Origin of the sequence: Halomonas sp. S3-1-1 (assembly GCF_023757625.1) — a bacterium.
Lineage (GTDB): Bacteria > Pseudomonadota > Gammaproteobacteria > Pseudomonadales > Halomonadaceae > Vreelandella.
This window is the reverse complement of record NZ_JALGBZ010000001.1, coordinates 563047-576646: the sequence shown is the minus strand read 5'-3', so window position 1 is coordinate 576646 and position 13600 is coordinate 563047. Positions and strand designations below refer to the sequence as shown.

Below are 13600 nucleotides of genomic sequence, written 5' to 3'. Positions count from 1 at the left end.
AGAGCGGTTAGAAGAGTTGGCCAAGGGGTTGGCAGGAACTCAGGATCCGGGAGCAAAGCAGGCAGTGATCGATGATCCGTTCGGAAATGTCTCGCCACTATCTTTTCGCCACTATCTTTAAATGTCTCGCCAATCGTTTTCTTATCGTTTATCGAAAGAAAAATCGATTTTTAAAAACATCGAACTATAGGGCAACGGAATTGGAAGCGTCAATAGCGCCCTGGTGGGCAACCTGCGGCAAGACGGTCACGCCTTTATTTGACGCTGAACGAGCTTTATTGACCTGACGCAAGAAGCCGCCAAACGCCTCGGGTTACTCTTTAGGCCGCCATCGAACGAACCTGGCGTTCGTTTCTCTGCCCGGGAGCCCCTATGCCGACCTGTGCCCACGTGACCGCTGCCCCCTTTGCCCCCATCTGGGACGAGGCGCTCGTGCGCCGCTACGACACGAGCGGGCCGCGCTACACCTCTTACCCAACGGCACTGGCCTTTCACGACGGCTTCTCGTCGGAAGACTTCACCCAAGCGCTCGAGCGCAGCAACCAAAGCCGCCGCCCGCTTTCGCTCTACGTGCATATCCCGTTTTGCGAGAAGATCTGCTTCTACTGCGCTTGCAACAAGATCGCCACGAAGAATCGCCAGCTCGCCGAGCCGTACCTTTCGCGGCTCGACCGGGAGATGGTGCTCGCCGCGCGCCACGTAGACACCTCGCGGCCCGTTGAGCAGCTTCACTGGGGCGGCGGCACGCCGACCTTTTTGACGCTTTCGCAAATGGGCGATCTGATCGACCGCCTCGATGCGCGCTTCGGACTCTCCAGCGACCCGCACCGCGACTACGCCATCGAGATCGACCCGCGCGAGGCGGACGTGTTCACCCTGCGCCACCTGCAGTCGCTCGGCTTCAACCGGCTGAGCCTGGGCGTGCAGGATCTGGACCCGGACGTGCAGCGAGCGATCAACCGCGTCCAGCCAAGGCAGTTGACCGAAACGCTGATGGACGAAGCGCACCGGCTCGGTTTCGGCTCGCTCAACGTGGATTTGATTTATGGTCTTCCGCGCCAGAGCCAGCGCCGCTTTGCCGATACGCTCTCCCAGGTCATCGAGCTGGGCCCGGCCCGGCTGTCGCTTTTCAACTACGCCCACCTGCCCGCACGCTTCGCGCCGCAGCGGCGCATCGATGAGGCCGAGCTTCCCGGTGCCGAGGAGAAGCTCGCCATCTTGCGTAAAAGCATCGAGATGCTGGCAAGCGCTGGCTACGTGCATATCGGCATGGATCACTTCGCCCTGCCCGAGGACAGCCTGGCGGTCGCCCAGCGCGAGGGGTCGCTGACGCGTAACTTCCAAGGCTATTCGAGCCACGCCCAGTGCGATCTGATCGGGCTGGGGGTATCGGCCATTTCGCGCATCGACGACGTCTATGCCCAGAACCCGGTCAAGCTCGACGACTACGCCGCAGCGCTCGACGGTGGGCACTTGGCGACCTGCAAGGGGCTTCGCTTAAGCCAGGACGATCTGATTCGCCGCGCGGTGATCGAGCGGCTGATGTGCGATATGCGCCTGGATTTGGCTGTGATCGGCGAGCGCTTTGATATCGACGCCGAGGCTTACTTTAGTGAGGCGCTTTCACGGCTTGCCCAGGCCGAACGTGACGGTCTGATCGAGCGCACGGGCGCGGTGCTGAGCGTCACGCCGATCGGGCGGCTGTTGATCCGCCATTTGGCGATGGCTTTCGATGCTCATCTTTCGGCACCGCTCGCCCAGCGCTACTCAAAAATCCTATAATGGGCACGTACGCTTTATAAGGAGATGGTAATGTCGACTCCCGCCCGCCAACGCTCGGCGCTTTTGCAGGCCCCACGCTGTCAGACATGTAGTCTCAGCTCGCTGTGCCTGCCGCTGGCGCTGCAGATCGAGGACGTCAGCCAGTTCGACGCGATCATCCGCCGCCGCGCGCCGCTCAAAAAAGGCGAGGCGCTGTTTCATCAGGGCGAGCGTTTTTCGAGCGTCTTTGCGGTGCGCTCGGGAAGCCTCAAGCAAATCACCAGCGAAGGCTCGGGCTTCGAGCAGCTCACCAACTTCTACCTGCCAAGCGAGCTGGTGGGCCTCGACGGCATCGACGAAGAGACCTACCCGGGCAGCGTGATTGCGCTGGAAACCACCACCGTGTGCGAAATTCCTTTCAAGCATCTGGACACGCTTTCCGAGGAGCTGCCCGAGCTTCGCACCCAGCTTTATCGCAGCATGAGCAAGGAGCTGCGCGATGACCGGCGCATGATGCGCCTACTCTCGCGCAAGACCGCCGACCAGCGCCTGGCGACCTTTCTCACCACGCTCTCGGATCGCTTTCGCCGCCGCGGCTACTCGCCCTACAGCTTTCGCCTTTCCATGGCGCGGGCAGATATCGGCAACTACTTAGGCCTGGCGGTGGAGACGGTCAGCCGAATACTTAGCCGCCTTCAAAGCCAGCAGGTGGTCGCGGTATCCGGGCGGGAAGTGAACATTCTGGATATGGCCAGGCTCATCACCCTGGCCGACGAGGAAGCGGTGTAATAAAGCCTGGCTAGCCCACATTGAGCGCCGAAATGCGCCCGGCCTTGAGCTCGGCCTGTTTGGCTTCGAGGCCATGGAAGTCGAACAGCGCGCGGTCGGCCAGCTGTGAAGGGGCGACGTTGGTGATCGCGCGGAACATGCTCTCGAGCCGGCCCGGGTACTTCTTGTCCCACTCGGCCAGCATTGCCTTGACGTTCTGACGCTGCATGTTCGGCTGCGAGCCGCATAGGTTGCAGGGAATGATCGGAAATTCCATCAGCCGCGAGAACTCGGCGATGTCCGCCTCCTTGCAGTAGGCAAGCGGGCGGATGACGATGTTCTTGCCGTCGTCGGACAAGAGCTTCGGCGGCATGGATTTCAGCGTGCCGCCGAAGAACATGTTCAGAAAAAGCGTTTCGAGAATGTCTTCGCGGTGATGGCCCAGCGCGATCTTGGTCGCGCCGATCTCTTCGGCAAAGCCGTAGAGCGAGCCGCGTCTAAGCCGCGAGCAGAGCGCGCAGGTGGTCTTGCCCTCTGGCGTTTTCTCCTTCACCACCGAGTAGGTGTCGCGCTCGAGGATGTGGTACTCCACGCCCTGGCCGTCCAGGTAGCGCGGCAGCACGTGCTCGGGGAACCCCGGCTGTTTCTGATCGAGATTCACCGCCACCAGCGAGAAGTTCACCGGGGCGTTGCGCTGCAAATTGCGCAGAATCTCGAGCATGGTGTAGCTGTCCTTGCCGCCGGACAGGCACACCATCACCCGGTCGCCTTCCTCGATCATGTTGTAATCGAGAATGGCGTTGCCGACCTCGCGCCGAAGCCTTTTCTGCAACTTGTTGAATTCGCGCTTCTGTTTGACGTCGTGAAGGTCGGCTGAACCGTTGGACGCGACAGCCTCCAAAGCGACGGGGTCGAAATGTTCGGGTTGCTGCATGATGTACGCACTGCCGGTGATGAGGATAAGGCGCTCATTCTAACAAGACTCCCTCCCCCACCCAATAACGTCGAGCGCCGCTCACGCTTCTAGCGCTGAGTCGCGGGTCAGGCGCATGTATAAAAGCGCGCAGGCGCTCGCCTCGCCCAGAAGCGACGCCGCACCGGGGGGCGCCAGCCGCGCCTGACGAAGCGCCTGGTCGAGATCCGGCGCCAGCCGAGGGTCGATCGGTGAGCGCTTTTGACGGCGCTGATAAAGGCGTTCGATATCGATTTGGGCGTTGGGCAGCTCGAAGCCCAGCCGCTGGTCAAACAGCCGGTTGACCGGCCCCAGCGTTTGATCAAGCCCCCACCCCACCACCGGGCGATTGCCGATGAATTCGGCAAGCGTGGCGATGTTTTCCGCCGTGGGCGCCATGAGCGCCGGAGTCGGCGTCTCCACCTGATGGCGGCGCAGCGCACGGCTGGCCACCGTGTGGCGATCGGCAAGCGTTGCCACCCAGGCGCTTTGGGTCTGCACGCGCCGCTCGTTGAACACCACCGCCGCCACACTCAGGATCGGGTCGGCAGGGGCGAAGCGAAACGCCAGCGCCACCAGCTCTTCGCCAAGATAGGGGTGAAACAGCCACTCGAAGGGCGAACCAGTCAGTCGTCGGCGGTCACTTTCGCGTTTGAACAAACCACGCAGCGAGCCTTTGATTAGTGAAAAGTGTCGATTCGTTAATTGCATACCGCTATGAGTACTCCAGGTGGTATCGGTGGGTCAGGCGCGCCTTGAACTCCTTGACGATGTGCAGCGCCTCGCGCAGCAGATCGCGCTCGAGTGACGACAGATTCTGCACCACTACGTGGTTGGCCGACGCGATCTGGCCGTTTTGGGCCGCCAGTTGCTGGCGCAGACGGAGCTCGGTAAAAAGCGCCAGCGCCTCGCTCAGGTCCTCGGCGAAGCGGCTTTCCAGACGGCCGTCGGCCACCAGCGCCTCGAGGCGCTCGAAGGTGCTTTCGGCGTCGATGCGCCGCTCCAGCGCCATGGTGCGCACGCCATGCACGATGGGGAAAATACCGCCCTTTTTGATGTCGATGCCGTGCTCGCGCTTTTTCAGCGAGCCGAACAGCGTCAGCGGCGTGGAAAAACTCAGCGCCGCCCGCGCCAGATAGCTCAGCAATAGCTCATCGTCGGCGCAGCGCGCATAGAGCGCCTGGCGCACGCGGCGGGCAAGCTCGGCGTTGCCTGCTACGGCCCGGGCGTCGAGCATGATGGCAAGCTTCATGAGGCTGTCGCCGTCGCGCCGCTCGGCCCAGCGTTCGATTCGCGCCTGCCAGGTCGCCACGCTCCCGACCCACTCCGGGTTGGAGACCATGATGTTGCCCGGGCAAGGCGGGTAGCCCAGTTCGACAAGCGTGTGGGTGAGCGCCTCCATCGCCGCTGGAGCATCTGGCCAGCTGGCGTCGTCTTCGAGAATCAGAGCGTTGTCCTGGTCGGTTTTGAGAATTTGCTCGCCGCGGCCTTCGCTGCCCATCACCACCAGGCAGCACCGCTGCGTTGGAGCGTTCGGCGCGCCAAAGCCGAAGGCCTTGTGCACGATACGGGCGTTGAGCGCCGCCAGAAGCTCCATGACGAAACGCAGCTTCACCCCCTGAGCCATCAGCGCCCGCACGAGCTCCGGTGTGCGTCGGCTGGCCTCGGCCAACGCCTTCAAGTCACCGGCCTTTTCGATCTGAAGCCCCACCACGTAGCTGCGACTCGAAAAGTAGCTCAGTACATCGGTCAGCTCGACGACGCCGGAAAGCGCTTCGCCGTCCATCACGACCACCCGCGCGATCTGGTGGCGCGTCATCAGCACCAGCGCCTCGAACAGGTACTGCTGCGGGGTAACGGTGACCAGCCCCGTCGGCGTCAGCGCCATAAGCGGCGTCGATGCCGGCGTTTTCTCTACCGCTAACGCGCGCAGCAGATCCGTTTTGGTCACCATGGCGTAGCCGCCTTTTGCGCTCACCAGCAGGCTATCGGCCTGCTGCTCCAGCAGCGTATGCACCGCGTGCTCGAGCGTCTGCCGTGCATCCACTAAAAGCGGCGCGCGCATGCACTCACCCACTCGCGCCAGCATGAAGCCGGCCATGGTGATGCCGTCTACCGCGCGGCGCTCGGCCAAAAGCCTGGTCTTGTGGGCGAGCGATTCCCTGAAGAACGCCTCGAAGGCCGGATAGTGCTGGCAAAGTGCGCTGAACGTCTGCTTTTGCAGCACGTAGCAAAGCGTTTCCTGCTCCGCTTCGAAGCGGTAGCGGCTCTTGCCGTTCAAAAGGCTGATCGCCCCGAACAAATCGCCTTCGGTGTAGTGACCGATACGCGCCTGGGCGTTGGGTTCTGCCGGGTCGAGCTCGGCGACCTCGCCCTTGTGAATGATGAAAACGCCTTCGCCAGGCTGGCCGGCGTCGAGAATGACGTCACCAGTGTCGAAGTAGGCGAGATCGAGCCCGTCACGCACCCGCGCCGTGCCCGCCTCGTCGAGCAGGGAAAAAGGCAGCCTTGAAAGATTGACCTCGATCATGCGTCACCTGCTTAAAAAAGCCGCGCTCGCGCGGAATCCGGCAATAAAACGTTTGGAAATGGGCGCGAGCTGATTAAAACGTATTCATCCGTGGATAGTGCTAAGTTAGCTGTTTGTTCTTGTAACTAGCCCTTATTACTGGCTCTTGTTGCGAGTTCCTGTCACTAAAGTCTATAAAAGCGGCGCCTATAAATTGCTTTTTAAAAAGGCATCGACTTTTAGTAAAACACGCTAAAAAAGAGTCTCAACCATCGGCCAGCAATAATAAAAAAGGAGGTCAATTCGGTTTATAGACTATCGTCGACTCCTTACCAAAGTCGTACTCAATGCGACTTAAAACGCCATTGTATAGAGTAATTTAGCGTTATTTGGCAGGTTGCCAATAGCGCCTTTAGTCCGTGATACCAAAGTCTGGATTTCTTTTTTCCATTTATTGGCCAGTATTAGCCTGAGTTTTGAAGATAACATTGCCTTAGGGCGTACGACTTATCGCGTCAGGTGGCGAGGAGGGAGTGTCTGACGCAAAGTAGCGGGCAATAACCCGCCATACAAATCGCTTTGAAGGGAACCGTTTAAACGCTCGATGCGGCAGGCACTTTTGCGCCGGCCGCTTTTGGACACTTTCCAACCTTAAAATCATAAATGGAGAGCACCATGATAGCAGATGACAAATCCAATGCTGCTGCTTACTGGAAGGCCAACGTTCGCTTGATCGCTGGCTGTTTGGTCGTTTGGGCGTTCGTCTCCTACGGCTGCGCCATACTCTTTCGCCCGCTGTTGGCATCCATTCCCGTAGGCGGTACCGATTTGGGCTTCTGGTTCGCCCAACAGGGCTCGATTCTGACCTTCATCGCGCTGATCTTCTTCTACGCCTGGAGAATGAATCAGCTCGACAAGAAATTCGGCCTGGGAGAGTAAACCAATGAGCCAGTTTGCCATCAACTTACTGTTCGTCGGCGCCTCCTTCGCGCTCTATATCGGCATCGCGATATGGGCGCGCGCCGGCTCCACCAAGGACTTCTACGTCGCCGGTGGCGGCGTTCATCCGGTGACCAACGGCATGGCGACCGCCGCGGACTGGATGTCGGCGGCGTCGTTCATTTCCATGGCCGGTTTGATCGCCTCCGGCGGCTACGCCAACTCCACTTTCCTGATGGGATGGACCGGTGGCTTCGTGATTCTGGCCATGCTGCTCGCGCCTTACCTGCGCAAGTTCGGCAAGTTCACCGTGCCGGACTTCATCGGCGAGCGCTTTTACAGCCGCACCGCCCGCGTGGTGGCGGTGGCGTGCCTGATCATCGCCTCGGTCACCTACGTTATCGGCCAAATGACCGGTGCGGGCGTGGCGTTCTCGCGTTTTCTGGAAGTGCCCAGCACTTGGGGCATCTGGATCGCTGCGGCCATCGTATTCCTCTACGCCGTGTTCGGCGGCATGAAGGGCATCACCTACACTCAGGTGGCGCAGTACATCGTGCTGATCGTGGCCTACACCATTCCGGCGGTGTTCATCGCCATGCAGCTCACCGGCAATCCGATTCCTGGGTTGGGCATGTTCAGCACCCACACCGAGTCCGGCGTGCCGCTTCTGCAAAAGCTCGACGATGTGGTCAACGCCCTGGGCTTCCAGGACTACACCGCCGATGTGGACAACAAGCTCAACATGGTGCTGTTCACGCTGTCGCTGATGATCGGTACCGCCGGTCTTCCCCACGTCATCATCCGCTTTTTCACCGTGCCGAAGGTGGCCGACGCGCGCTGGTCCGCGGGCTGGGCGCTGGTATTCATCGCGCTTTTGTACCTGACCGCCCCGGCCGTGGCCTCCATGGCGCGGCTTAACCTGATGACGACGGTCTACCCGGAAATGACCGGCCAGGTCGAGGATTACGAGGTCGCTGCCGCCGAGCCGATCCTCTACGCCGACCGCCCGGCCTGGTTCCAGACCTGGGAAGACACCGGTCTGATCGTCTACAACGACGCCAACGACGACGGCCGCATCCAGTTCTACAACGACACCAACGAAGGTTTCACCGAGACCGCCGAAGGTCGCGGCTGGGCCGGCAACGAGCTGACCGTCAACAACGACATCCTGGTACTCGCCAACCCGGAAATCGCCAACCTGCCCGGCTGGGTCATCGGCCTTATCGCCGCTGGCGGTATCGCCGCCGCGCTCTCCACGGCGGCGGGGCTTCTGCTTGCGATCTCGTCGGCCATCAGCCACGACCTGATCAAGAACACGATCAACCCGAACATCTCGGAGAAAGGTGAGATGCTTGCCGCGCGGATCTCGATGGGCGGCGCGATCCTGCTGGCCACCTATCTGGGGCTGAATCCGCCCGGGTTTGCGGCGCAAACGGTGGCACTGGCCTTCGGTATCGCCGCGGCGTCGCTGTTCCCGGTGTTGATGATGGGCATCTTCTCCACCCGCATGAACAGCACCGGCGCGATCTGCGGCATGCTGGCGGGCCTGGTGGCCACGCTTCTCTACATCTTCACCTACCTTGGCTGGTTCTTCATTCCCGGCACCAACATGCTGGCCAACACACCGGATAACTGGTTCATCGGCATCTCGCCGCTGTCCTTCGGTGCGGTGGGTGCGATGATCAACTTCGCCGTCGCCTTCGCGGTCTCCAGCGTCACCGCCGCACCGCCGCGCGAAATCCAGGAGCTGGTCGAAAGCGTGCGCTACCCGAAAGGGGCTGGTATTGCCGTCGACCACTAAGCCATAATCGAAGCCTGCCCCCGGTCTTGCGATCGAGCTTTATAGCCGGGCTTCACTACAACGCGTGCAAGCGGGCTTCCCACGGGAAGCCCGCTTGTTTTGACGACCTATTACGCTCACCAACGTGCGCTTCAACCAACCCTGGGAACTTCTTTATGATTTGGCACTTGATTGCGGCGGTGTTCGCGGCGCTGGCCGCGGCGGGCATCGGCTTGATTCTGCGCAAGGCCACGGGCAACCGGCTGCCCAAATGGATCGTGCCAGTCATGGCGGGGCTTGGCATGCTCGGCTATCAAATTCACGTGGAGTACAGCTGGTTCGAGCATAAAAAGGCGCAGCTGCCCCCCTCCACCGAGGTCGTGGACAGCGCCACCGGCACCGAAATCTGGCGCCCCTGGACCTTCGTGTTTCCGATGACCACGCAGTTTAGCGTGCTCGACCGCGAAAGCCTCTCGCGCAGCGGCGACGTGGCCGAGTTCATGCTCTATCACTTCGAGCGCCACTACACCGACCTGGTCATCCCTCAAGCCTACGTTCTCAACTGCCAAAGCCGCGAGCTGGTACCGGTGGCGGCCGAGCGCCGCGAACCGGATCTCGACGGCATTCGCACCCTGCGCGCCGACTCCACGCTGCTGCAAAGCGCCTGCAACGGCGCAACTGCCTGACGCTTTGGCGTATTTGACTTAAACTGGGCGGCTCTACAGGCAGGCCCGGGGACGGGCTTACGGCAGGAGACAGGCATGTTTCACGGCGGGCTTCTCGTTGCGGTTTCGTTACTCTACATTGCGGTGCTTTTCGGCATCGCCTGGTTTGGCGACCGCCGGGCGCGCACCCGAGGCGCCAGCCGCCGCCGACCGTTCATCTACAGTCTGGCGCTGGCCATCTACTGCACCTCCTGGACGTTTTACGGCGCGGTAGGCCAGGCAGCCACCGCGGGCTGGTCGTTTGCGAGTATTTTCGTCGGCCCGATTCTAACCTTTCTGCTCTTCTGGCCGGTGCTGGCCAAGATGATCCGCGTGGCCAAGCACCAAAACGTTACCTCGATCGCCGACTTCATCGCCTCGCGCTACGGCAAGACCCAGTCGCTGGCCGCTTTCGCAAGCCTGGTAGCGCTGGTCGGCACCCTGCCCTATATCGCGCTCCAGCTAAAAGCCGTTTCCACCACGTTCAGCGTGCTGACCGAAAACAACGCCCCGTCCGGGGCGCTTTTTAACGACACCGCCTTTTACGTGGCCATCGTCATGGCGGTGTTCGCGATTTTGTTCGGCACCCGCCATACCGATGCCACCGAGCACCACGAAGGGCTGATCCATGCCGTGGCCTTCGAGTCTCTGGTCAAGCTCTTCGCCTTCGTAGTGCTCGGCGCCTTCGTTACCTGGGGGATGTTCGACGGTCTTGGGACCTTGATGAGCCATGCCGAGAGCGAGCTGGCGCTTCAGCGCCAGCTCGCCAACCAGGATTTCGGCCAAAGCTTTTGGGCGCAAACGCTGCTGGCGATGCTGGCGATTCTCTGCCTGCCGCGCCAATTCCACGTCGCGGTGGTCGAAAACATTCACCCGGACGATGCCAACAAGGCGCGCTGGCTTTTTCCGCTCTACCTGCTGGCCTTCGCCTTTTTCGTGGTGCCGCTGGCCGCCGCCGGGCTCTATCTGTTCTCGGACACCGGCGTCGAGCCGGACACCTACGTGCTGTCGCTGGCCATGACCTCCGGCCACACGTGGCTAACGCTCTTGACCTTCATCGGCGGCTTCTCGGCGGCCACGGGCATGGTGATCGTGGCGGCGGTGGCGGTGTCGATCATGATCTCCAACGAGATCGTCATTCCGGCGCTGTTCCGGCTGCGCTGGTTCGATACCAAGGCCCGCGACTACGGCCGGCTGGTACTGCGCGCCCGTCGCTTGACCATCGTCGCCGTTTTGGCGCTGGCCTACGGGTTTTACCAGCTGATCGTCGAATTCACGTCGCTGGCCTCGATCGGCATGCTCTCCTTTGCCGCCGCCGCCCAGTTCGCCCCGGCGGTGATCGGCGGGCTCTACTGGAAGCGCGGCAACCGTTTGGGCGTGATCGTGGGCATGAACGCGGGCTTCGCGATCTGGGCGTATAGCCTGTTGATGCCGGCGATGATCAACGCTGGCGTACTGCCAGAAGCCTGGCTTGCCGGCGGGCCGCTGGGTATCGCCTGGCTCTCGCCGGTGGCGCTTTTCGGGCTGAACCTGGGCGACAGCTTTACCCACGGCGTGATGCTCTCGCTCGGGGTGAATCTTTTTTGCTACATCTTCGTCTCTCAAGTGAGCTCCCAGCGGGTAGTCGAACGCATTCAGGCCTCGCTATTCGTCGACAGCGTCGAGACCCGCCAGACCTCGGTCAACCGCCCCTGGACCGGGGCGACCACGGTGGGCGATCTGAAAGTGCTGTGCGAGCGCTTTCTCGGCGCCGGCCAGGTCGAGCGCGCCTTCGAGGACTACGCCCAGCGCGCCGGCAAGCCGCTGGACAACGGCACCCGCGCCTCGATCGACGTGATCCAGTTCACCGAGCGCTTTTTGGCGTCGGTACTCGGCGCGTCATCGGCGCGCATCGTGGTGAACTCGGCGCTGCAGGGCCGCGGCATCGGGATCTCGGATGTTATCTCGATCGTCGACGAGGCTTCCCAGGTACTGGAGTTCAACCGCGCACTGTTGCAGGCGACCATCGAGAACATCAACCAGGGTATCAGCGTGGTGGATCAGAACCTGCGCCTGGTGGTGTGGAACCAGCGCTATCTGGAGCTTTTCCGCTTTCCCGACCACCTGATCCGCGTCAGCGCCCCGATCGATCGCATCTTTCGCTACAACGCCCACAACGGCGAGTACGGCCCCGGCGACCCGGAAGAGCACGTCGAGCTATTGATGGCCAATATTCGCAAGGGCCAGCCCCACCGCTACGTGCGCTACCGCCAGGATGGCAGCGTTCTGGAGGTGCAGGGCACGCCGATGCCCGGGGGCGGCTTCGTCTACACCTACCAGGACATCACCCAGCAAAAGCGCATCGAAGAGGCGCTGATCCGCTCGGAAAACAACATCCGCATTTACACCGACAACGTGCCGGCGCTGATCGCCTACTTCGACAAGGAGAGCCGGTATCTTTTTACCAACCGCGCCTACGAGCAGGCATTTAGCATCGACCGCAATGCGGTGATCGGCAAGCGCTTCGAGGACGTGCTGCCGGTCAAACAGGCCGAGGAGCGTATTCCGTGGGTACGCCGGGCGCTGGGCGGTGAGCGGGTCAGCTTCGAGGTGTCGATGCGGGTGGAATCGAGCATGCGTTACATGCTGGTGACCTACACGCCCCACTTCGGCGACAGCCAGGCGATTCTCGGCTTCTTCGCGCTCTACCAGGACATCACCGAGCGCCGCCAGGCGGAGATTGCGCTCAAGGAGACCAATGAGACGCTCGAGGAGCGCGTGCGCGAGCGCACCCAGGCCCTCTCCAAGGCCAACGCGGCGCTGCGCCAGGAGAACCGCGTGCGCGCCGAGGCAGAGCAGGCACTGCGCCAGGCCAAGCAGGTCGCCGAGGACGCCAACGCCTCGAAGACGCGCTTTCTGGCCGCGGCGAGTCACGACCTGCTGCAGCCGTTGAACGCCGCGCGCCTGTTCACCTCGGCGCTGATGCAAAACGAATCCGAAAGCACCACCCAGCGCACCATTGGCCATATCGATAACTCGCTGCAGGCCGCCGAGGAGCTTTTGGGCACCCTACTGGACATCTCCAAGCTCGACGCCGGCGCCCTCACCCCGCGGCGCAGCCACTTTGCGCTGGCGGACATCGTGCGCCCGCTGCGCGCCGAGTTCGACGTCATGGCCGACGAACGAGGCCTGGATTTGAAGGTGGTGGGAACCGCGCTTTGGGTCGACTCTGACCCGCAGATGCTCAGAAGGATCGTGCAGAACTTTCTCTCCAACGCGCTGCGCTATACCCAGCAGGGGCGTGTGCTGCTGGGCTGTCGCCGCCAGGGTGAGCGGATCAACATCGAGGTGTGGGACAGCGGCCCGGGCATTCCCGAATCCAAGCTCACCGAAATCTTCCAGGAGTTTCGCCGCCTCGATCAGGTCACGCGCCACAAGGAGAGCGAAAAAGGTCTGGGGCTAGGGCTCTCGATTGCCGACCGAATGAGCCGGGTGCTGGATCATCCGATCAAGGTGCGCTCCTGGCCGGGCGTGGCCACGGTGTTCTCGGTGAGCGTGCCGATCGTGGCCGCCAAGGAAGCCGCGCCGGAGACGAGCGAGGCGCCCGCCCGACGCGGCGGCAACAAGCTAGCCGGTGCGCGGATCGTGTGTATCGACAACGAGACGCTGATTCTCGAGGGCATGAGCGCGATGCTTGGCGGCTGGGGGTGCGAGGTGTTCACCGCCACCAGCATCGGCGGGGCGAAGTCTATCTTGCGCAACATGGACGGCGATCCGGACGCGATTCTGGCGGACTACCACCTGGATAACGAAGTGACCGGCCTGATGGCGCTGGAGGCGCTCTCCGAGCGGCTGATCGGCGCGGTACCGGGCATCGTTATCACCGCGGATCGTACCGAAGAGGTGGCGGAGCTGATCAAGCGCTCGGGCTATCAGTTGCTGTTGAAGCCGGTCAAACCCGCGGCGCTCAGAGCGCTTCTGACGCGGACGCTGCAGGCGAGTCGAGCGCGGGATTGAGTTTCAGGGTTTTAGCGAGCGGGCTCGAGTAACCCTACGCAGGGGCGCTGTAAATACATCCCTGTACGCTACTTTCGCCATCCCTGGCGAAAGACCCCTGCTACGGGTCACTCGAGCCCGCGGCAAGTATCGAAGTAACGGCCAAGACATTGAAAGCTCAAAAGAAAACCTCGCTTATGGCGGCCATAAGC

9 protein-coding genes are annotated in these 13600 nt (G+C 61.8%); 6 read left to right on the top strand and 3 right to left on the bottom strand.

Annotated features, from left to right (window positions below):
* Positions 1-372: 372 nt before the first annotated feature.
* Both hemN and fnr read left to right on the top strand, forming a co-directional pair.
* The gene (gene hemN, locus MQW23_RS02770) at positions 373-1782 is read left to right on the top strand and encodes an oxygen-independent coproporphyrinogen III oxidase (protein ID WP_252106289.1); all 1410 of its coding nucleotides are present in this window, start codon (positions 373-375) and stop codon (positions 1780-1782) included.
* 30 nt (positions 1783-1812) lie between these two features.
* Positions 1813-2550, top strand: a complete 738-nt coding sequence (gene fnr, locus MQW23_RS02765) for a fumarate/nitrate reduction transcriptional regulator Fnr (RefSeq protein WP_252106288.1) — start codon at positions 1813-1815, stop codon at positions 2548-2550.
* A 10-nt stretch (positions 2551-2560) separates the two neighbouring features.
* On the opposite strand, the gene ttcA is transcribed toward fnr, so the two are convergent.
* The 3 genes from ttcA to MQW23_RS02750 form a co-directional block, all read right to left on the bottom strand.
* Positions 2561-3463 (bottom strand): tRNA 2-thiocytidine(32) synthetase TtcA, encoded by a 903-nt coding sequence (gene ttcA / locus MQW23_RS02760; RefSeq protein WP_252106287.1) that lies wholly within the window; start codon positions 3461-3463, stop codon positions 2561-2563.
* A gap of 81 nt (positions 3464-3544) precedes the next feature.
* Positions 3545-4141: a 3'-5' exonuclease family protein gene (locus tag MQW23_RS02755; RefSeq protein ID WP_252106286.1), complete on the bottom strand. Its 597-nt coding sequence runs from the start codon at positions 4139-4141 to the stop codon at positions 3545-3547.
* Positions 4142-4196: 55 nt separating this feature from the next.
* Positions 4197-6011: a putative nucleotidyltransferase substrate binding domain-containing protein gene (locus MQW23_RS02750; protein WP_252106285.1), complete on the bottom strand. Its 1815-nt coding sequence runs from the start codon at positions 6009-6011 to the stop codon at positions 4197-4199.
* A 657-nt stretch (positions 6012-6668) separates the two neighbouring features.
* Here MQW23_RS02750 and MQW23_RS02745 point away from each other — a divergent pair.
* The 4 genes from MQW23_RS02745 to MQW23_RS02730 all read left to right on the top strand — a co-directional run bounded on the left by MQW23_RS02745 (position 6669) and on the right by MQW23_RS02730 (position 13409).
* Positions 6669-6929, top strand: a complete 261-nt coding sequence (locus tag MQW23_RS02745; protein ID WP_252106736.1) for a DUF4212 domain-containing protein — start codon at positions 6669-6671, stop codon at positions 6927-6929.
* A gap of 4 nt (positions 6930-6933) precedes the next feature.
* Positions 6934-8730, top strand: coding sequence for a sodium:solute symporter family protein (locus MQW23_RS02740; protein ID WP_252106284.1), 1797 nt, complete (start codon positions 6934-6936; stop codon positions 8728-8730).
* A 155-nt stretch (positions 8731-8885) separates the two neighbouring features.
* Positions 8886-9395 (top strand): hypothetical protein, encoded by a 510-nt coding sequence (locus MQW23_RS02735; RefSeq protein ID WP_252106283.1) that lies wholly within the window; start codon positions 8886-8888, stop codon positions 9393-9395.
* Positions 9396-9470: 75 nt separating this feature from the next.
* Entirely contained in the window at positions 9471-13409 is a 3939-nt protein-coding gene (locus MQW23_RS02730; RefSeq protein WP_252106282.1) for a hybrid sensor histidine kinase/response regulator, read from the top strand.
* Positions 13410-13600: the final 191 nt, after the last annotated feature.

Coding starts and splice junctions, on each gene's coding strand:
- hemN (WP_252106289.1), top strand. CDS start 373: ATGCCGACCTGTGCCCACGTGACCGCTGCCCCCTTTGCCCCCATCTGG.
- fnr (WP_252106288.1), top strand. CDS start 1,813: ATGTCGACTCCCGCCCGCCAACGCTCGGCGCTTTTGCAGGCCCCACGC.
- ttcA (WP_252106287.1), bottom strand. CDS start 3,463: ATGCAGCAACCCGAACATTTCGACCCCGTCGCTTTGGAGGCTGTCGCG.
- MQW23_RS02750 (WP_252106285.1), bottom strand. CDS start 6,011: ATGATCGAGGTCAATCTTTCAAGGCTGCCTTTTTCCCTGCTCGACGAG.
- MQW23_RS02740 (WP_252106284.1), top strand. CDS start 6,934: ATGAGCCAGTTTGCCATCAACTTACTGTTCGTCGGCGCCTCCTTCGCG.
- MQW23_RS02735 (WP_252106283.1), top strand. CDS start 8,886: ATGATTTGGCACTTGATTGCGGCGGTGTTCGCGGCGCTGGCCGCGGCG.
- MQW23_RS02730 (WP_252106282.1), top strand. CDS start 9,471: ATGTTTCACGGCGGGCTTCTCGTTGCGGTTTCGTTACTCTACATTGCG.